This is a genomic window from Thalassovita autumnalis (genome assembly GCF_001458255.1).
In the GTDB taxonomy this organism is placed as follows: domain Bacteria; phylum Pseudomonadota; class Alphaproteobacteria; order Rhodobacterales; family Rhodobacteraceae; genus Thalassobius; species Thalassobius autumnalis.
This window is the reverse complement of record NZ_CYSB01000030.1, coordinates 147957-167459: the sequence shown is the minus strand read 5'-3', so window position 1 is coordinate 167459 and position 19503 is coordinate 147957. Positions and strand designations below refer to the sequence as shown.

18 protein-coding genes and 1 tRNA gene are annotated in these 19503 nt (G+C 57.3%); 7 read left to right on the top strand and 12 right to left on the bottom strand.

From position 1 onward, the window contains the following. Positions 1-26: 26 nt before the first annotated feature. Positions 27-1202 carry a substrate-binding domain-containing protein gene (locus TL5118_RS12430; RefSeq protein ID WP_058244541.1) on the bottom strand — a complete coding sequence of 392 codons (1176 nt, stop codon included), beginning with the start codon at positions 1200-1202 and terminating at the stop codon, positions 27-29. A gap of 40 nt (positions 1203-1242) precedes the next feature. Here TL5118_RS12430 and TL5118_RS21175 point away from each other — a divergent pair, with 40 nt between their 5' ends. Continuing rightward, entirely contained in the window at positions 1243-1890 is a 648-nt protein-coding gene (locus tag TL5118_RS21175; RefSeq protein ID WP_131727442.1) for a hypothetical protein, read from the top strand. A gap of 30 nt (positions 1891-1920) precedes the next feature. Continuing rightward, positions 1921-2370 (top strand): substrate-binding periplasmic protein, encoded by a 450-nt coding sequence (locus tag TL5118_RS12420; protein ID WP_058244539.1) that lies wholly within the window; start codon positions 1921-1923, stop codon positions 2368-2370. 17 nt (positions 2371-2387) lie between these two features. Here the strand turns inward: TL5118_RS12420 and TL5118_RS12415 are convergent, their stop codons facing one another. Continuing rightward, positions 2388-3857: a PAS domain-containing protein gene (locus TL5118_RS12415; RefSeq protein WP_058260794.1), complete on the bottom strand. Its 1470-nt coding sequence runs from the start codon at positions 3855-3857 to the stop codon at positions 2388-2390. A gap of 493 nt (positions 3858-4350) precedes the next feature. Between TL5118_RS12415 and TL5118_RS12410 the strand changes: the two genes are divergently transcribed. Further along, on the top strand, positions 4351-5643 hold the full coding sequence (locus TL5118_RS12410; protein WP_058244537.1) for a PAS domain-containing protein: 1293 nt from the start codon (positions 4351-4353) through the stop codon (positions 5641-5643). Positions 5644-5782: 139 nt separating this feature from the next. Here TL5118_RS12410 and TL5118_RS12405 read toward each other — a convergent pair whose 3' ends face one another. From TL5118_RS12405 to TL5118_RS12380, 6 genes are all read right to left on the bottom strand, one after another. Beyond that, on the bottom strand, positions 5783-6217 hold the full coding sequence (locus TL5118_RS12405) for an Hpt domain-containing protein (RefSeq protein WP_165590046.1): 435 nt from the start codon (positions 6215-6217) through the stop codon (positions 5783-5785). A 149-nt stretch (positions 6218-6366) separates the two neighbouring features. Next, complete coding sequence (locus tag TL5118_RS12400; protein ID WP_058244535.1) at positions 6367-7329, bottom strand: D-2-hydroxyacid dehydrogenase family protein; 963 nt, start codon at positions 7327-7329, stop codon at positions 6367-6369. A gap of 57 nt (positions 7330-7386) precedes the next feature. Beyond that, the gene (locus TL5118_RS12395) at positions 7387-8208 is read right to left on the bottom strand and encodes a universal stress protein (RefSeq protein WP_058244534.1); all 822 of its coding nucleotides are present in this window, start codon (positions 8206-8208) and stop codon (positions 7387-7389) included. After that, entirely contained in the window at positions 8205-9302 is a 1098-nt protein-coding gene (locus TL5118_RS12390; protein WP_058244533.1) for a 4-oxalomesaconate tautomerase, read from the bottom strand. The genes TL5118_RS12395 and TL5118_RS12390 overlap by 4 nt, the downstream gene beginning before the upstream one ends. A 1-nt stretch (position 9303) precedes the next feature. Continuing rightward, on the bottom strand, positions 9304-11340 hold the full coding sequence (locus tag TL5118_RS12385; RefSeq protein ID WP_058244532.1) for a tripartite tricarboxylate transporter permease: 2037 nt from the start codon (positions 11338-11340) through the stop codon (positions 9304-9306). Between the two features lie 85 nt (positions 11341-11425). After that, positions 11426-12514, bottom strand: coding sequence for a type 2 periplasmic-binding domain-containing protein (locus TL5118_RS12380; RefSeq protein ID WP_058244531.1), 1089 nt, complete (start codon positions 12512-12514; stop codon positions 11426-11428). A gap of 146 nt (positions 12515-12660) precedes the next feature. Here TL5118_RS12380 and TL5118_RS12375 point away from each other — a divergent pair, with 146 nt between their 5' ends. Further along, positions 12661-13329: a response regulator transcription factor gene (locus TL5118_RS12375; RefSeq protein WP_058244530.1), complete on the top strand. Its 669-nt coding sequence runs from the start codon at positions 12661-12663 to the stop codon at positions 13327-13329. Then, the gene (locus TL5118_RS12370; protein ID WP_058244529.1) at positions 13326-14720 is read left to right on the top strand and encodes a sensor histidine kinase; all 1395 of its coding nucleotides are present in this window, start codon (positions 13326-13328) and stop codon (positions 14718-14720) included. The genes TL5118_RS12375 and TL5118_RS12370 overlap by 4 nt, the downstream gene beginning before the upstream one ends. A gap of 54 nt (positions 14721-14774) precedes the next feature. Here the strand turns inward: TL5118_RS12370 and tcuB are convergent, their stop codons facing one another. Together tcuB and tcuA are read right to left on the bottom strand one after the other, a co-directional pair. Continuing rightward, positions 14775-15845 carry a tricarballylate utilization 4Fe-4S protein TcuB gene (gene tcuB / locus TL5118_RS12365; RefSeq protein ID WP_058244528.1) on the bottom strand — a complete coding sequence of 357 codons (1071 nt, stop codon included), beginning with the start codon at positions 15843-15845 and terminating at the stop codon, positions 14775-14777. Further along, on the bottom strand, positions 15835-17217 hold the full coding sequence (tcuA, locus tag TL5118_RS12360) for an FAD-dependent tricarballylate dehydrogenase TcuA (protein WP_058244527.1): 1383 nt from the start codon (positions 17215-17217) through the stop codon (positions 15835-15837). The genes tcuB and tcuA overlap by 11 nt, the downstream gene beginning before the upstream one ends. Before the next feature lie 80 nt (positions 17218-17297). Between tcuA and TL5118_RS12355 the strand changes: the two genes are divergently transcribed. Next, a complete protein-coding gene (locus tag TL5118_RS12355; RefSeq protein WP_058244526.1) occupies positions 17298-18194 on the top strand; it encodes a LysR family transcriptional regulator in 897 nt (298 codons plus the stop codon). 329 nt (positions 18195-18523) lie between these two features. Continuing rightward, the gene (locus TL5118_RS21800) at positions 18524-18646 is read left to right on the top strand and encodes a helix-turn-helix domain-containing protein (protein ID WP_370701676.1); all 123 of its coding nucleotides are present in this window, start codon (positions 18524-18526) and stop codon (positions 18644-18646) included. A gap of 85 nt (positions 18647-18731) precedes the next feature. Here TL5118_RS21800 and TL5118_RS12350 read toward each other — a convergent pair. Together TL5118_RS12350 and TL5118_RS12345 are read right to left on the bottom strand one after the other, a co-directional pair. Continuing rightward, positions 18732-18818 (bottom strand) — tRNA-Leu (locus TL5118_RS12350). Between the two features lie 101 nt (positions 18819-18919). Beyond that, entirely contained in the window at positions 18920-19366 is a 447-nt protein-coding gene (locus tag TL5118_RS12345; RefSeq protein ID WP_242601777.1) for a tetratricopeptide repeat protein, read from the bottom strand. Between the last annotated feature and the right edge of the window lie 137 nt (positions 19367-19503).

Below are 19503 nucleotides of genomic sequence, written 5' to 3'. Positions count from 1 at the left end.
GGGAGGGTTGCTAAGCCGGGATCGGCTTATTTGTTGCGGACCGGAATGGCCATTTCATCCATGCCGATTTCACGAACCAGAACCGGCACACCGTAGTCTTTGCCGTCATGCACCTCGGTGCGGAAATGGTACATGGTCTGCATGGCCTGATGGTCTTCGGCGCGGAATTGCATCTGACCTTTCGGGGTTTCCCAGGTCATGCCTTCCATGGCGGCGATCAGCGCGTCGGTGTCTTCAGCGCCACCGGCCTTTTTGATGGCTTCAACAATCGCCATGCCCGAGGCCATACCGCCTGCGGTGAAGAAATCCGGCGGGCTGTCAAAGCGTTCGAAATGGGTTTTCACCAGCCATTCATTCACCGGGTTCTGCGGGATTTCATAGTAGTAGTAGGTCGCACCTTCCATGCCGGGCAGCTCTTTATAGGCTTTCAGCGCCGCCAGAATATTGCCGCCGGTAGCAATCTCAACACCGAAACGCTCAGGCTCCATCGCGTTGATTTTGCTCATCGGATTGCCGCCACCGGCCCAGATGATGAACAGTTTCTTTTCACCTTCGATGTCGCCCATCTTGGTAAAAATACGTTCAGCCGCTGCGGTGAAATCCGTGGTGTCGGTCGGCACGTATTCTTCGTGCGCGATTTCCGCACCTGTGGCTTCCAGCGCTTCTTTGAACGCGGCAACACCGTCGCGGCCAAAGGCATAGTCCTGTGCCAGGGTGGCGATGGTCACACCCTCACCGCCCAGAGCAACCGCATTGGCAATCGCATCCTGGGACGAGTTGCGCCCGGTGCGGAAGATATAGGGGTTCCAGTTGGCACCGGTGATCGAGTCGGCCACCGCAGGCTCCACAATCAGAACGCGCTCATACTCCTCGGCCACCGGCAGCATCGCCAGTGCCACGCCCGAGCTCACTGGCCCGATCGCGATATGAGCATCATCGTCGCCGTAAGCCTCTTCCAGCTGGGCACGGCCGATGTCGGGTTTCAGCTGGGTGTCTTTTTCGATCACAACGATTTTCTCGCCGTCAATCTCCATGGTGCCGCCAGTGGCATATTCCAGCCCCAGCATCAGACCATTGTGGGATTGGGCCGCATAGGCCTCAAACGGGCCGGTTTTGCCGTAGACATGGGCAATCCGGATTTCAGCAGTTGCCGCAGTGGCCATCAAGGCCCCCACAGCCGTCAACGCAACAGCGCGCAGCATGGTTTTTCCTCCCTAGGATGTTCCTCGCAAAACATGAAATATGAATCATGATTCATGTCAACGAGTAATTTGTAATGCACAACTCCATCCAAACTCTCAAAACGTGCATCAATCAGACAACAATTGCGTAATCTCAATCGGTTATCTCATCCCGATCGCGCCCTGGATTTTATGGACTGTTCGCAGCAAAAATTTGAACAAACATCCTAGGCGCGAGGAACCCGAAACCCCCAACATGGGCATTGGGGCTAAACCCATTGCAGAGCAGCCTGAAACGGCCCTGCCCGTCCTTCACGTTTCGGTTTTCCCAGAATTCATGCGCTGTAGCGAGGGCCACATCTGTGGCAAGATAGCCGGAATGCGCCGCCCTAGATGTGGGTCACACCGCAACCTTGATGACGAAGGAGCGACCGTCAAAATGCTCAAACAGATGGTTTTTCAGTCAGCCCTTTTGAGCGCACTTACCCTTGCCGGCCAAAGCGTGGCGGATCCGGTCCGCTTTTCCACAATCGACTACGCGCCCTATGCCTTAACGGGGGATGCGCTGGGGCGGGACGGGCTGATCGTTGACATTGTGAGCGTAACCGCCGAGCAAGCCCGGCTGGAGCACATCAATGCCGTTCTGCCGATTTCGCGCGTGATTAAAAACCTGGCCTCAGGCGTGGCGGATTGCGGCGTGTTCCTGTAGACAGGCCCCAGCAAGGCCACCTATGAACAAGTGGCAAAGATCTATGACCGCTTCGATACCGTGATTGTGGCCCGCGCCGGTTTGACGCTGACCTCCGTCGATGACCTGAAAGGCAGCCGGCTGGCCATTCCGCGCGGCAGTTTTGAAGGCTCGTCCATTCTGGAAGACCCTGAAATTGAAATTGTCCTGACCAATGATGTGGCGCAAAGCGTGGCGCTGTTGGTCGCTGGCCGGGTGGATGCCGTTTCAGGCACTGAGTTGAGCATCCTTTATGAGCTGTCGCTGCTCGAAACCGGGCGGAAGGTGCTGGGTGAGGTCTTCACCTATGAACGTCAGGAGATGTGGCTGCAATGCGCGAAGGGCCAATTGCCTGAGATCGAGGATGAGGGCCTGCGCCAAGCCGCCAATGCCCTGCGTGAAGCCGGTGCTTATGACGATATCATGCAGGCCTACACGAAACCGAATGCGGTGACCCAATAGCGGCGAGGATGACGGCGCTAGGCCGATGGCCCATCAACCTGCGCAGGTCGGAAGGACAAGATAGCCAATGCACCGTGATCAACGTGGAAATGGCTGGAAACCTGAACATGGCAGGTGAACTCCACCCCATCGCGGCGCTGACACTGCACCAGACCACCCCAGTCTTTTTCGGCCTTGATCACACTGGCTAGGTTTTGGACCTGACCATCTCTGGCCTCAGCCGTTTTGACCGACAGCAACAGCAGCGGCTGACCCTGCAGCTTGCTGGCGCTGTGCAGAAACATCCGTTCAAACGCAGGATTCACCGTCAGGATGGAGGTATCCGCCAATCTGACCGTGCATATCCCATCCTCCAACGCGTTCAAGATTTCATTCTGCAGGCTATAATCCCCCGCATGGTTTTGGAGCATTGAGATATCGACAATGCTCATGGTGCGCGTCTGTAACGGGCTGCCGGCCGGGGGCAGCGGGATGGTGATAATGGCCGGGAATTGCCTGTTGTCCTGTGACCGCAGCAGCGTCTCTTTGGCAAAAGCCCCTTGCCCCTGCCAAATCGCGACCAAAAGATCTCTCAGAACGTTCCGCATCTCCTCAGCCAGAATACCGCCCAGCGTCTGCACATAGTCGCTGCCGCGGTGTGTTGTGAACATACGCAATGTTGCGTTGTTTACCGAGGACACACGGAGCTTAACGATAAGTTCTGAAATCAACTTGGGGTGCTGATCCAGATGCTCACCAAGGTTTGTCACCGCATCCCTGCGCAGCTGCTGCAGCAGCAGATCGACCGCGGAAAAATCCACCAGCCACTGCGAAATGTCACTGGTTTCAAACAGGACGCTGTGCTTCTGCTCCTCCGCACTCAGCTGCCTTTCGGTCAGGGTACGGCGCTGCGTTTCCAGATTATAGGCCAGGGCGAGTGCGCCCAACTCATCGCCGCGATTGCGCCGTGGCACTGACAGGGTTTCGCCCCCCGCCCCGATGGCACGCGCCATATCCCGCAGCGGCCGCGTGACCAGCCGGAAAAACAGATAGGTCAGCAGGATCGCCAGAACGAGGTTGCGCAACACCCCAAACCCAAGAACGAGCGCCGAGCGCTGCAGAAAGGCGTGGGCCAGAACGTTGGTATCCACCATCACATTGATTTTCCCGGCCACAAAGGTGCTGTTGCCGTCTGTCAGGATTGAATGAAACGCTCGCGATTGACCAAAGGTGGCCTCGACCAGCCAGGGAAACCGGCTGGGGGACTGCGGTTGGCGCTTGAGGCTCATCACATCGCCGTAGCTGTCGATGATCGACGCCTCAATCACTGCCGGCTGCAGCATCAGCCCGTCAACCACCCGCTCCGCCAGCTCTTTATCCAGACCGAACGCCGCCTGAAAGGCCGCATCCTCAAAGGCCGCCAGGCTGCGGGCATAGGTGGCATCGATGTTTTTGACCTCACGCCGCAAATCCGTCGCGATCTGAAGAAAACTAAACGTCAGCCCCAATAGAAGGCCCGCGAAAACTGCGATCTGCGCTTGTCTGTAGGCTAGGCTTGCCCTCAGACCAAGTGCGTTCGCTTTTGGTGTCATGCGCAACTTCGCTCAGCTCCTGTAAACCACCTTGCTAGAGCATCACCGGCACCCCGGCCTGTCAATCAACAGCCACGCCCTTTCACAGAAAGGTTTGGGGGGCATTCCCGACAAGGCTGAAATCAAAGTGATAGCCACTCGGCTAGGGCGCAACTTGAATGTGTCGCTCGCGACCGCGACGGTTCTGATCCGACTAAAATCTAGGATTGAGGTCAGTCAAAACGACGCACTTAGGTTGTTAATACGGTCAACTAGGAAATTCTGCCTAAAGACCCGCAAAAAGCCGACGTTACTGAGCTGCGGCTTGATCAAATGTTTGGTGTCCCCGACCCCATCTGCCGGGCATTTGTAACAAACGCTGGTCTCGACCCCGCTTCCGCAAGCAGATGGAATACGAAGGGATTATGCAATGAACATGCAGCCGAAAGGAAATTTTGAAGTCGATGAAGATCTGGAGCTTCCGTTATCCGTCCTAGGTACTGACGAAGAAGAAGCCTATGGCATTGAAGAGCTTTTTTTCTCGCGCACGGATGAGCGCGGCGTAATTCAATCCTATAATGACACCTTTGAGCGCATCGCCGGATTTGCCCCGGGTGAGCTGATGGGTGCCCCGCACAAGCTGGTGCGGCATGGCGATGTTCCCAAAGCCGTATTTTGGCTGCTGTGGAACGGCCTGAAGGCGGGCGTCCCGGTTGGTGCCTATGTGAAAAACCGCACCAAAAGCGGCAAATACTACTGGGTTTACGCGGTTGCCTCGCCCATCACCGGCGGTTTCCTCTCGGTTCGGATGAAACCCTCCAGCCCACTGTTTGCGCAGGTCCAAGAACTTTATCAAGCTGCCCTGCGTGATGAGCAGGAGCTGGGGCTTTCCGCAGAAGAAAGCGCGCACCGCGTGCTGGAACAGTTGCAGGGCCTTGGTTTTCCGACCTATGCGATGTTTCAGTCGCATGCCTTCTATACCGAATTTGAGGCCCGCCGTGACGCGCTGGATGTTGCCAAAGATCCGGTTCTGACCAGCGTTGATGTGATCACCTCCAACACGGCAATTTTCCAGCGTGAAATGGCCCTTTTGGCGCGGAAATTTGACCATGCCGTCCTCTTGATCACCAATATGGAGATTGTCGCCAACAAGCAGCAGGTTGGCCAATCAGTGCTGCGCGCCATTGCCCAGAACTACAGCATGAAAATGCGCGGCATCGAAGGCCATCTAGCCAATGTACGTGTGCACGAAGAGCTGGAAGGCATCTGGGGTGTGTCGCGTGATCAGAACACCTATTTCCTACTTTGTGCGGCGCATCTGATGGAAGATATGACCGCCCAGTTTGACGATCAGGCCCGTCAGGTGGAAGGTGCTTCAAAGGACCTCGACACCGGTTTCCTGCATGACCTGCTGAACGGCTACAAAGATCAGTCCCTGACCGCCGTTAGCCAAAGTGTTGAGGCCGCACTGAAGATCAAAAGCGGCACGGAATACCTGCGCGAGTTGATCCTAGCGCTGTCCAACATCCGCATCGCCTGCCGGGTTGAAATGGCCCGACTTGCCAATGCCGTCAGCGGGTTGGAGGAAATCCTGACCAGTCTGGAAACCTTCCACCGCGATGTCGACAACCATCTGGATACGATCCTAACCGCTGCAGATGAGATTGTGAAAGGGGTCAACCAGTCCATGAATGATCCCGCGCAGACCAGCCAAGCGGCTTAAGCGCCTCTGCGAGTGTGACAAATCGGGAGCTGGCGAAAGGCCCCGTTCGCCAGTTTCACCTAGCACTTCGCTGTGGTGCTGTTCATTTGGCTTGAACAGCCAGGTGGGACATTTGCGGCAGGCCACTCAAACCCTCTGACTAGGTTTCCAACTGCTCTTTTGCGTAGTCTTCAACGAAGTCCAGAACGGCAATAAAGCCCTGTTCGACCGGCTCGATAAATCCCTGCCCATCAAACACCTCATCGCCATTGGCGCGCTGTTCGATGCTGTCGCATAGGTCACCGAAAGCAAGTGCCCCGACCGACCGCATGGAGGATTTGAACTTATGCGCTAAAAACCCGGCGGTTTCCCTGTCGTTGGCTTCCAGGGCCTCTTGCAGCTTGGGAATTTCAGGACCGGTTTCACAGATCAGCTTTTGCAGGGTATCGGCAATAAACGTCTTGTCCTCATGGCCCAGCAACGCGGTCAAAACAGATGGGTCAACGGCGGCAGGTTCTGGGGAACGTACCTCCGGACCGGCCACGTCCCTCGCACCTCCTGAGGCCACATCCTGCTTGGGCCGAATGATCGTCAACGCCGCCTCCTGTTGCTTGAGCTTGGTGGGTTTAGGATGCGGCACAGGGAAACTACCGTCCACCCGCCCCTGAAACCAACGCTCCGATGGAACAAAGGCCAATCATGCACCAGCATGCAAGTTGGACCACTTCAGCGGAGGAGAAACAACTAGGAAACAATCACACTTTCCGGCCGTCCATTTTCAAACGCGACCACCTGATCGAAGATGTCTGAGAATTGCTTCTCGAACTCCTCTTCAGTCACAAAACCAATGTGGGGAGTGGCGATCAGGTTTGGGTGGGACAACAGGGGATCTGATGCGTCCAAAAGCGGCTCTACGTCAAACACATCTATGGCTGCGCGGCCGGGGCGACCGTGCTCAAGTGCAGAGAGAAGAGCGTTCGGCGCGATTAGGCCGGCGCGGGATGTGTTCACCAAGAGTGCTGATTGCGGCATTTGCAAAAGATCTTCGAGTGAAATTATCTCGCGCGTTTGAGCATTGAGACGGAGGTGCAGAGAGACGATATCGCTGTTGGCAAAGAATTCAGCGCGGGATTCGGCGACGGTGGCACCATCTGCTTTGGCGCAGGCACGGCTGGCTTCTGACGCCCACCAAACTGTCTGCATTCCAAAAGCTTCCGCATACCCGGCCACAGCCTTGGCAATGCGCCCATAGCCATAGAGGCCCAGACGCTTTCCTCGTAACGTTTTTCCGACTCCAGACTGCCAGTTGCCGGCCTTGACCGAGGCCATTTGATTGGGCAGGTCGCGCATGCCCATCATGATCAGCGCCCACGTCAATTCCGCCGCCGCATAGTTCACCCCGCCACCCGATGGAATCTTGGAACACAGCATCACATTGTGATCCGCACAAGCTTGCACGTCGATGTGGGGATAGGTGCCGCGCTGGCTGACCAGGCGTAGGTTTGGAAGCTTTTCCAATAGTTTGCGCGTAACCTTGGTTCGTTCACGAAACAGAACCAAAACCTCCGCATCTTTCAGACGGGCGGCCAAAGCGTCGGGGTCGTCCAGGTGATCGGTCCAGACAGTGACGTCGTGGCCATCCAATTTGGAAAAACACGGGAGGCCGCGCAGCGTGTCGAACCAATCATCGAGGATGTGAACTTTCATCGTTGTGGCCTTTCTGTATTGCTTCTGTACCACGATTGTATCGCGGAGGTGCGAAAATCAATGTGATAGCAACACCGGTATTGGGGTGCGCTTGAAGACGCGCGCGGTCATACCTCCCAAAAAATCTTCGCGAAATTTGGAATGCTCATAGGCGCCCATGACCAAAAGACAGGGGTCCTTTTGCTCACAATAGGCGATCAAAGCACGCGCAGGGCCCGGCGAGGCTGGGATCCTCTCACGGTCAGCAGTAACGCCGTGACGCGCCAGATGTGTCATCAAATCATCCGCCGGTCTGGGCGCATCGGTTTCCCCGATACTCAACACGGTCACACGGCCCTGATCCTCAAGCAGGTCCAGAGCATCGGACAAGGCGCGCGCCGCAGCACGGCCGCCATCCCAGGCCAAAACGGCATGGGAGTGGGTTGCCTTGGGGTCGTATCCCTGTGGCACGATCAGTATCGGCCGTCCACTGACCAGGGCGATCCTGTCCGGATGGAGGAACACATGTTCATCCACTCCTTCGTTTGGCGCGTCTTGTCCGATCACCAGAAGATCAAACGCCCGTGCGGTTTCAGACACAACCGTGTCCACTCGCCCCTCCTCCCGGTGAAAGTGCAGCCGCTCACCGAGGTCTAACGTGTCGGCCACGGCCGCGTATCGCGCCTCGATCTCGTCCAGAAAGGCTGCGTTGGCTTGCGCTATGATCTCCCGTGCACTGGCAGGCACCCATTTGCCGCCAGAGCCAGACACATCGTGCCGGGAGTGGGCCAAGAGCACAGTTACATGGGTGTCAGGAAGCGTCAGCCCGGCGGCATATTTGAGCGCAGTGACCGCGCCTTCGGAGCCGTTGAAGGCGACAAGGATGTTCTTGAAACTCATGCGTCAGGCTCCCCATTCCAGACCGTCGACGGCACAAACACATGTCCGTCTGCAATCTTGCGGGCAGTACGCACAAGTCCCGCTGCGTTGAGGTCAAAACCATCCTCGGCCGAGAAATCGACCAGAACGTCGATGGTGCCGGAGGCATGTTCGAGAACCACTTCGGCGGGGCTTGCGGAGGGACGCTCCAGTAGGCCCTCCGCCACAGTCCCCGGCGTCAAGGCGCAAGAGGCAATGCATTGTGCGCCTGTTACCGCCATGGTCGGGTGGGTTTTCCACGGCATGAAGTATCGGGTGGCAATCGTGCCGCCGTTCTGGGAAGGCGCGAGAATGGCAAATTTGGGGGTCACCGACTTGGTGACGTCACCCATGCCCATGGCAACACCAGCTTGCAAACGGATTGCTTCCATTCGCGCAAAGAAGTCAGTGTTGGCATCCAAGTCTGCGGCAGCTTCATAACCGGTCAGTCCAAAGTCCTCGGCGCGTGCCAATACGACAGGCATGGCCACATCCATGCAGGTGACCTCAACGCCATCAAATGTGTCGCGCAGATTGCCAGTTGGCAGCAGCGCACCGGTTGCGGAACCGACAACCCCCATGAACTTGAGCTGTACCGGGGCGGCAGTGCCGGGAACGCCCGCAATGGCCGCATCGCCTTCGTAAGCGAGAGTACCGCCGGGGGTGGCAACGTTTGCAATGACTTGCGCCCCGGTGTTGGTGGCGCGAATTTTGACTTCGGTTGTGTCGCCAGTTGGCTCTACCAACCCCATTTCAATCGCTGCAGCGCCGACGCCGGAGAGGATGTTGCCGCAAGTGGGTTTGAAATCGACGAATTTTTCTTCGACCGAAACCTGCGCGAAGAAATAGTCGACATCAGCCCAGTTTTCTTCCGATTTGCTGAGTATGGCGACCTTGGTGGTCACTGCGGCGCCGCCGCCGATGCCGTCGATGTTGAGCGCATGGCCCGCGCCCACGGCCGCCACCAACACATCCGCCAGTTTTTCGAGGTCTTCCGGTAGGTCTGCTCGGTTGAAGTAGGGACCGCGGGACGTGCCACCGCGCATGAACACATAAGGGATAGCAGTTTGTGTCATCTCAGTTGCCTCCAAGGGGCCAAGGAAGGTCAATTGCGGACTGCAGTAGGCCGGGTGGGAAATCACGGTTCAAAACGCCCGCCATGAAGCACATCAGCGTTATGCCAGCGGCGGTCAGGGTCAGTGTTTTGGGCCAGCTGGCCTGCGCGCGGATGCGGAAAAAGGCGATCAGGAAACCCAGAAGCGCGATGATGAAGCCGACCACAGCTGTGCCTGCGATCAGGCCAACAAACCACGCCAGCGTGGACCACAGCCCGTAGGGCGCATCGGCGTCTTCTCCTGCGATTTCTTTATCCGCGAAAATGGCGTCACCTTCGCGACGGCGCATCATCTGCGTGAGTAGGATCAGACAGCAAACCAAGCTGAATCCGCCAACAAACAAGGGGATCACCTTGTCGGTCATGTTGTAGTCGGGGATCATGTTCGCGTTCACCAGCGCCACCACCAGATAGGCGGCGATCGCCAGCAGGAAAATCACCGGCGCGCGTTTGGAACCGGACTGAACGTCGCCTTCGGCCATAATGGTTTTGGCTTGGCGGATGCCAAAGACCACGGACACCACTGTGACGATGATCAGTACGATCACGATCGGAGAGAAGATGTATTCGATGCCGGCATCAAAACTCTTGCGGAACCGGAAGGAGGCGATCTGGAAGGCTTGGTTGGTGAATTTTTCAACCGGATTGGACAGCACAAAGCCGATCAGGAAGGCCGGGCGCGACCAGTCAAAGCGGCGCAGGAAGATACCGATAAGACCGATGACAAAGAGCGCCAGAAGGTCTTCGAAGTTTTGACCCGATTGGAACGCCGCAAAGCTGATCAGCATGAACAGGAAGGGCGCCAGATACGTGAAGCGAATGGTGGTCAGTTTGGCGATGCCGCCAGAGGCCGCAATGCACAGAAGCGTGCCCACCACATTGGCCAGGGCCAGCAACCACACAATCGAATAGGTGATATCGAGATTGTCTTTGAGCATGGCAGGACCAACTTCGATGTCGCCCGATCCCAGCAACGCAACAGCGCCAATGAAGATCGCCATGGAGCCGGAACCCGGAATGCCAAACAACAGAGTTGGCACAAGGCCGCCGCCTTCTTTGGCGTTGTTGGAGCTTTCCGGGCCAATCACGCCACGCACTTCGCCTTTGCCAAAGTTGGACTTGTCCGGCGTGGATTGCACGGCATGGCCGTAGGCGATCCAGTCCACCACGGAGCCACCGAGGCCAGGGATGATGCCGACGGTGACGCCAATCAGGGAACACCGCACCGAAAGCCATTTGTTGGCCATCCAGTCTTTCACACCATCCATCCAGCCTGCGCCGAGGCTGGCGCCTTTGGCGATGGCGCGGTCCTGGCGCAGGAGGGAGACAATTTCGGGGATTGCAAAAATGCCAAGGCCAACGATCACGAGCTTCAGGCCGTCGGTCAAATAGGGGATATCATAGCTCGCCATGCGCAGACTGCCGCCCGCGTCCGCTTCGCCGATGGTGCCGATCATCAGGCCCAGACCTGCGGCGGCAAGCCCTTTGAGCGGAATGCGACCGGCAAGGATGGCGACCATCGACAACCCGAGAATGGTGATCATCAACATCTCGGGAAGGCCAAAAGCCAGCACGATGGGGCGCGCAACCAGAATGAACATGGTCAGGAAGGCGGCCCCAACGAGGCCCCCAAAAAGCGATGACGTGAAGGCGGCAGACAACGCTCGCGCTGCCTCGCCTTTCTTTGCCATTGGAAATCCATCAAGCACGGTGGCCTGTGAGGCGGAACTTCCGGGGATGCCCATCAGCACCGAGGCAAAGGTGTCCGAAGTTGGCACAACCGCGACCATGCCGATCATCAGGGCGAGGCCCAGCACCGGGTCCATACCAAACATGAAAGGCAGCAGCAGCGACAGACCGGCAATTCCACCGAGGCCTGGAAAGACCCCTACGGCCAGCCCCGTCACGACACCGAGCACCAAATAGCCCAGAACGATGGGTTGCAGAATGAGAGCCCACGCATCACCAAGCGCAGGAAGGGCGGTGGCGAAAGCCTCCATGGGAGCCGCCTTTCTTTCAGATAAGTTTTTGGGGAGTTGGGGCAGCACCGGGAGGGGGGGCGGTGCCGCCCCGAAGGGCGTGAGCTTATTTCAGCTCGACGCCGTAGTCTTCTTTCAGCCAATTCACGACATAGGCTTTGGCCGAGTCAGGAACGTTGGTTGCGGTGCCGAGTGCGGCATTGGCGCTGCCACCGGTAAAGACCTTATATTTGCCGACCCGTTTCACCGACAGATCCGCAAAGTCGTCTCGCGCCACAACATCAAGGAATGCCGAGGTATAGGCGTCCACAATATCCTGCGGTGTGCCTGCAGGCAGGAAGGCAAGTTTCTGAACAGGGAAACCCGCGACAAAGAAAGCCTTCCACGCATCCCATTCCACGCCTGAAGTGTCACAGCCATCTGTGGCGTCGCAGACCTCTTTGAAGGTGGGGATGTCAGGGAAGGTCGGATCACGAACAACATTCCCTTCCGCATCCAGCGCGCCCCAGGTCATCATCGGCACAGCCTTGCCTTCTTCGACCAATGCGGCCGAACCGCCCAGATAGCCGGAGGTGGTCTGGTAGTCGATGGTGGCTTCGCCGCGCTCAAACATCAGGCGTCCATCGCCGCGTCCCTTGATGCCAAAGACGGGCTCAACGTTCATGCCAAGCATTTTCCACGCCAGCAATGGCACAAGATCCAAACGGGTTGCCCCCTGGGAGCCGTAGATGAAATCGACGTCCTGAAGCATGTTGGCCGAGCCATCGAACTTGGCGCCGTCCTCCGCGTTCAGATAGGCCACACCGCCGGTGCCCGATGCCATAACTGGGTTCCAGTCATTATACTCATAGCGCACACGTGGATCGCTTAGCAGATAGGGGAACTGAGTTGATCCCGAGGTGCCAAACAGCAGCGTGCCGTCTTTGTGTTCTTGTCCCTGAAACCAGTTGGCCCCTTTTGTGGACCCTGCACCTGGCATGAACTTCACAACGACAGTCGGCTCGCCGGGCAGTGCCTCACTCAACAGTGGTGCAAAGAAGTTGGCCCATTTGGCCGAACCACCGGTTTCGGAGAAGGGGATCACCCACTCAATTGTTTTACCCGAAAAATCGACGTCGGCCGCGGCGGGCAGCGCCAGGGCTGCGGACGCGATCGCACCGGCAACTGCATTGCGTGCACATTTGGAAATGGTCATTGGTTCCTCCCTTAAGACCAAACAGACTGGTCCTGTCCTCAACACGACCAGTCTGCCACAAATCGGGGATTGATTCCCCTTGTGATCTGCCGATCATGGGGGACCAACCTTGCGCCAAGCTTGCAACGGAGCGAAACGGATCAAACATGCGGATAGTGATCGTCGAGGATAACGAGGCGCTTGCCAACGCTATTGCCTATCGGCTGCGTGATCGTGGTCACGCGGCCGATGTGTTAAGCGACGGGCAAGACGCGGACGTTTTTCTATCGCAGGAAGGCGCAGACCTTGTGGTGCTGGATATCAACCTTCCAGGTCAGTCAGGACTGAACGTTTTGCGCGCCATGCGGCGCCGGGACGATGGCACGCCCGTGATCCTATTGACTGCGCGTGGTGACCTCGAAGACCGTGTGATCGGTTTGGATGCGGGTGCGGACGATTATCTGGTAAAGCCATTTGAAATGGACGAGTTGGAGGCCCGCATTCGCGCATTGTCACGCCGCAAGGACGTGAACTACGGCAGCTTAGAAAAAATTGGGCAGCTTGAATTTGATCGCAGTTCCAGACGCGTGAGCGTCGACAGAGTTGCGCTGGACGTTCCGCGTAAAGAGGCAGCGGTATTGGAATGTCTGATCGAACGGCGTGGGCGCATCGTGTCCAAATCCCAGCTGGTGGAACATGTCTATGGCGTCGGGGCATCCATCGATGACAGCGCTATTGAGCCACACGTTTCCCGCCTGCGCAAACGCATTGCAACGTATGGCGTGTCAATAAAAACAGCCCGCGGGCTGGGCTACATGCTGGAAGTCACCACATGAAGCGCCGCCGTTCGTTTCCAGTAAAAAGCATTTCGCTTCGGCTCAGGCTGTTTTTCGTGATCGTCGCTCCGCTACTGGTGATGGCGGCGGTTCTCGGCGTTTGGCGCATCAACGCAGCGCAGAAGACCGCCGAAGAGCTTTTTGATCGTAGCCTTCTTGCGGCGGCGCTGGCGATTTCCAGAGACGTCATTCTATCCGATGGTGACGCGATCCTGCCCTCTACGCGGGACCTGATCCGCGACGCGTCCGGGGGGGAGGTGTTTTACCATGCCACCGGGCCGGGCGGCATCTATGTGACTGGCTATGCCTACCCCCCTGTTGAGCCCGGCCGGGGCAATTCTGACCTCTATGAGCCAAGCTTTTTTGAGGCCACCTATCGCGACGAAAAGGTGCGGGTGCTGCGGGTCACAGAACGGATCACCATTGAAAACCTGACCGGCGATGCAACGGTCACTGTCTGGCAGCGGATCGCGGATCGTGCCGAGTTCGTCCGGCTCTTGGTGGTGCGCGCTGCGGCCTTGATTGGTGGGCTTTTGGCCACGTTGATCCTTGTTGTTTGGTTTGGCGTGCAACTGGGCTTGCGCCCGCTCACAGACCTTCAGGAAGCCATCTCTATCCGGTCGCCAGACGATCTAAGCCGCATCAAGCGCGCGGTCCCTGCGGAAACACGCGGCATTGTGCAAACTCTCAACCATTTGTTTGGACAAGTGGAACGCAGCATAGAGGCACATCAGACCTTTATCTCTGATGCAGCGCATCAGTTGCGCAACCCTGCGGCTGCTGTGCAATCCATGGCAGTGGCATTGCGGGACGCGCCTACAGAGGAGGACCGTTTGAAACGCACAGAAGAGATGGTTGTGGCGGCGCGTGCCGCGGCGCGGGTGGCCAATCAACTATTGTCTCTGGATCGATTACGTTTCCTGTCTCCCGAGGATCACAACACCCGTTTTGACCTGGTCGCCGATGTGCGCCAGATCTGCGCTGATACGGCTCCTGCGGCCCTGTCACGCGGCATCGATTTTGAGCTTGATGCGCCCAGCGCCGGCATTTGGGTGCATGGAGATCAGCTGTTTTTGAGCGAAGCCGTCAAAAATCTCATCGACAACGCTCTCAAACACGGCGGCGCTGGACTAGGCAAAGTGGCGGTGACCGTTACGGCGGACGATGGCCAGGTGCATGTAACTGTTGCAGATGACGGGAAAGGGCTCTCGCCGGGCGACCGGGAGGTGGCGCTTGGGCGATTTACACAAGTCGCGCCCAGCGACGGCAGCGGGCTCGGGTTGGCAATTGTGGCCTCAGTTATGGAAAGACACAAAGGCGATTTGACAATTAACACTGTAACGCAAGGCGCAAGCATCACGGTATCTTTGCCAATCGTCACCAACAATTAAAAAGCCGCGCAATCCTTAGAAAGCGCGGCCACAAGTTTGGGAGTGGTGTTTTGATTATTTTGCCAACCGTTTGCGCTGTGCATCACGGATCAAGGCTGTCAAACGGTAGAAGCCATGCGCCATTTTGGTGAAGGGTGTCAGCAAGAAAAACGTCAGCACTGCGCCCAAGTGGATCGCCAAAAGAGCGGGCATCGCGGCAGTGCTGCCAAAAGCGTAGAGCACGAGCCCGGAAAATCCGACAAAACCAAGCAAAGCGATAAAGGCTATTTCGCCCCCCCAGGCCTTGGTGTCGCCAAGGTCCCGGTCTGATTTCAGCTTCAGTGCCACCATACCAATGCATCCTAGCGTCAGCAGTAAACCGCCGGAGATGCCAAAGAGTTTCGGCAAGGAAAACAGCGGGTAAGGCGCTGGCATATCAAAGACATAGTGCATCAACGTCGCCATAGAGGTGGAAGCAAAGCACAGCAGGAAGCCGTACATGATGGCCTGATGTACGTGACGGCGGCCATGGCTGAACCGGTCTTCATCTTCGAAGTTACAGCCTTCGCCATGCCCTGCCGCAAGATCCTTCATCTTGGCTGCGCGCCCAAAGGCGCCGGTGATATCCGCAAGTGCGAGGCGTTGCCCACCGACCTCACGCCAATAGCGGCGGATACCGACGGCGATGCTGACGAGCGGCAACAGAAAGGCCGGCGCAAAGATCGCGACCATCGCATCATGAGACAGGGCCGCATAGAAGCCTGCTCCGCCTGCTGAGCCGATGGTTTTGATCGCAGCAAAGAGCAGCGCAAACCCCGCAACCAACGCCAGGACGATGGCCCCCCCGTGGGTGTTGAATTTGCGTGCCACCGGCTGGGGCCAGGCAAAGCTTTCCCAGCTGTCGCGGCGCACTTCAGCGAGCGCGGCAGGCAGGTTCAGATCAAACTCATGTGGTGCGGTGTATTGGCAAGCATAGTAACAGCCGCGACAGTTGTGACAGAGATTTGCCAGCTGGGTGATATCGCCATCGGTGAACGCACGGTTGGCGTGCAGTGAGGGAAAGACCGAACAGTAGCCTTCGCAGTAGCGACAAGCATTGCAGATTTCCGCCTGACGGCGGGCTTCTAGGATCAGATCAGCTTGCATAAGCGGCGGCCTCCCGTCCTGCGATGCGTCCAAAGACAGTTCCAATGGTCATGCCGTAGCCGGCCAAATAGCCTTGCCCCAAGATGGACCCGGCCATGGTTTCTCCGGCGGCCCAAAGGTTTTTGATCGGGCCTTCGGCGGTACTGCATTGGGCGTTCTCGTCGACCTTCAATCCGAGGTAGGTGAAGGTCACACCGGTGCGCAGCGAATAACCGTAGTATGGCGGTTCATTGATTGGTCGTGCCCAATTGGTCTTGGCTGGCGTCAAACCTGAGGTCGCTACACCATCCAATTCTGTCGGGTGGAAATTGGCGGTGTCGCCACAGGCGTCGTTGAACTCTTCCACGGTTGCTTTGAGTTTGCCGCCATCGATACCCATCATCTCCGCGAGCTCTTCAATCGTGTCTGCCTTGAGAGGCGGGAAAACCGAGGGCATGAACAGGTTGATGGACTTGCTGTCGATCACCACGTGACCCACTTGATCCGGTTGCGCAGCCACAAGGCGGCCCCAGATTGCATAGCGCTTGGGCCAGACATCTTCGCCCTCATCATAAAACCGCTCGGCGTCCTTGTTCACCACAATGGAAAACGGCACACAGTCCAATCGGGTCACAATTCCGCCGTCAAACTTGGGCGCGCGGCCATCAATCGCCACCGCATGACATTGATCTGCATCGCCTACCTGATTGACCCCTTGCGCCAGAAGATCGGCCAGCACAACGCCGCGATTATACGGCGTCCCGCGAATGAGGAAGTTTTTAGCGGCCGGCCCCCATGCGCGTGTCAGCCAATCGGTGTCGGCCTGAAAGCCGCCAGACGCCACAACCACGGACTTGGGCGTGATCCGATGTGACTGGCCCGCATGGGTATAGTCGACCCACGCGACATGATCGCCTTCCAGCTCCAAGTGCGTCACAGCGGCTTCATACAGCACATCCACGCCCAGCTTTGCCGCTGTGCGGTAATAGGCATTCACAAGGCTTTTACCGCCACCCATGAAAAACGCATTGGTGCGCGCCAGAGACAGCGTGCCCGACAGAGATGGCTGAAAGCGCACGCCATGCTCTTCCATCCACGGCAGACATTCCTCAGAGGTGCGAATTGCCAGACGCGCCAGCGTCTCGTCTGTCTTGCCTTTGGTAACCTTCATCAGGTCTTCGAAATACTCGTCTTCGCTGTAGTCTTCGACAAGTGGCCCAAGCGGCCCTTTGTGCATACAACGGAAGTTGCGCGTGTGCCGTGAGTTGCCACCGCGATAGGCTTTGGGCGCTGTCTCAAGAATGAGCACTTTGGCGCCGGCCTCGGCCGCGGTCATGGCTGCACACAGAGCGGCGTTTCCACCGCCTATCACTGCGATGTCATACTGTGTCATGGTCCATATCCTTTGCTGCCCCCGGGCTAGTGCGAGATTTTTGATTTGACAAATGCGGAAATGTTTCAAATTAATGCGCAATGAGCATCAATTATGACTTCGGCGATTTGGAAGCCTTTTTGGCGGTCAAGGAAACAGGCTCGTTTCATAAGGCCGCTGATAAGCTGAATCTCTCTCAATCCGCGATCACACGCCGTATCCGAAAGCTTGAAAATGCGCTCGACAGTCAACTGTTTGTCCGCACAACCCGCGATGTGAAGCCGACTCTAGCGGCCAAACGGTTGCAGGCACGCGCCGAAGCCATGCTGCAAGATGCGCGCGAAACATCCGAGGCGATGCGGGATGAAAGCGTCGCTTTTGCGCATCAGCGCAACGCGCTCATTACGATTGCCGTCATCCCCACAATCCTTGGGAGGCTGGTGCTTCCCGCGCTGCGCCGGTTTCGGGAGGAAGGTCATGCCGCGCGCGTGCGCATTCTGGATTTGGCAACAAATGAAGTTGCTGAGGCCGTCGCTGAGGGCGAAGCAGATTTTGGTGTCGCCTCGATACCCGAGCTTGAGGCAACAACCCGATTTGAACCTTTGCTGGAGGAACGCATTGTTGTTGCTTTGCAGGAAGATCACCCATTGGCTGACTGTTCGGATATCGACTGGGCGAGCCTCAAAGAGCTTTCCTTGATCCTGCCTGCCCGCGGCAAAGGCAACCGCCTACTCATCGACGAAGCGATGGCGCGCGCCAGATTACAAATAGCTTGGAGCTTTGAAGCTGAACGAACCACCACGTCTTTAGAAATGGTCCAAAAGGGTCTCGGGGCTGCTTTGGTCCCGGAGTCGGCTATCGCCGGCACCCATGTCAAAGGCGTTCCTTTAAGAGACGCGCGCCTTTTGCGGAGTATTGGTATTCTTCGGCGCACAGCCCATGTGGAAACAGCAAGCGTCGAAGCATTCGTTCAGTTGGTGAGGCAGTCGGCAGTTTGACCAATATTCGCATCAAGCGTTGGCAGGCGCCCGCTGCGAACGAACGCTCTCCGCCCTACGCATCGAGACGCAGATTTGCCCTGTGGTTACCTCCAATAAACAGAGCGCTTTGAGGCAATAAAATAGTCGGCTAAAACATGCGCTCGACGGAGTTTGTATCTGAGGCAATTCGCCCGCCGTCCAGAAACACTACAAGTTCTGCTTAGTGTTTTTGGACATAGGCAATAGCCTTCGCCATTCTAGCGCTGGGTAAATGGCGCTCAGAGCACTCCTCTAAGAACTGCTTAAGGCGTTCGAGATGGAAGCGCTGAAAGAATTCCGATGCTCCATTGAGCCCCCCAACCATTTATCGGCTTGCAAATAAGGGAAAGCTGAAGATCCACAAGCTGGAGGGAACGTCTCTGATCAAGGTCAGCGAGTTAACAGATCTAATAGAAAGCTCAGCCGCATGACGAAAAAAAGTGTGGGGGCAAGTGTGGGGGCAAAGCGACAGACAAAAAAAATATTAAATCAAAACAGAGACATACACGGTCATTTTGGTACGGGCGGCCGGACTCGAACCGGCACGGCCTATACGGCCTAGAGATTTTAAGTCTCCTGTGTCTACCATTCCACCACGCCCGCGGCTGACCGGGCGGACCCGGTGACTGGTTGTGGCGCGAACATAGCGAAAGCGTTGAGGGTGTAAAGCAACCCTTTCGGACAGGGTGGCACGTTTTTGCCCCTTACAATTCTTGTTCCAACGGCGCAGGTGACGAAGGCAGCACCAAATTGCGTTCGGGCAGCCAGGGATTAAGCGCCAGCGCCTGTCTCAGAACGCTCTGCCCTTCCTCCAACCGGTTCAACCCCATCAGCGTCAGCGCTTTGCCGGCAAGGGCGGCAACATGGGTCGGCGACCGATGCAGCGCCCGATCGAGATCCGCCAGTGCGGCGGCATAATCCTGCTGTAAAAACAGGACAAAGGCCCGCTGATTGTAGCCTTCGGCATAGTCCGGGCAATAGGCGATCAGCCGGTCAAATTCCGCAATTGCCCCGATAAAATCGTAAGAGGACCGTTTGGCCATGCCGGCGTCCAGCGCCTCCTGTGCGGTCTCGTCCGGGGCGGTGGCCCAAAGCGCCCACATCTGATCCGAAAGCGCCTGACCGGCGCGGGCGTCGGGGGCCACACGCACCTTGTTCAAAAGTTGCGCTAAAGCCTCTGAGTGATCTGGCGCGGCCGGACACTCAGAGGCCAAAGCTGCGGTGGGTGCCGTGAGTGGCAGGAATGCAGTGATGAGCAGCGGCCGAAGTGTTTTCATGTTGAAAAGGG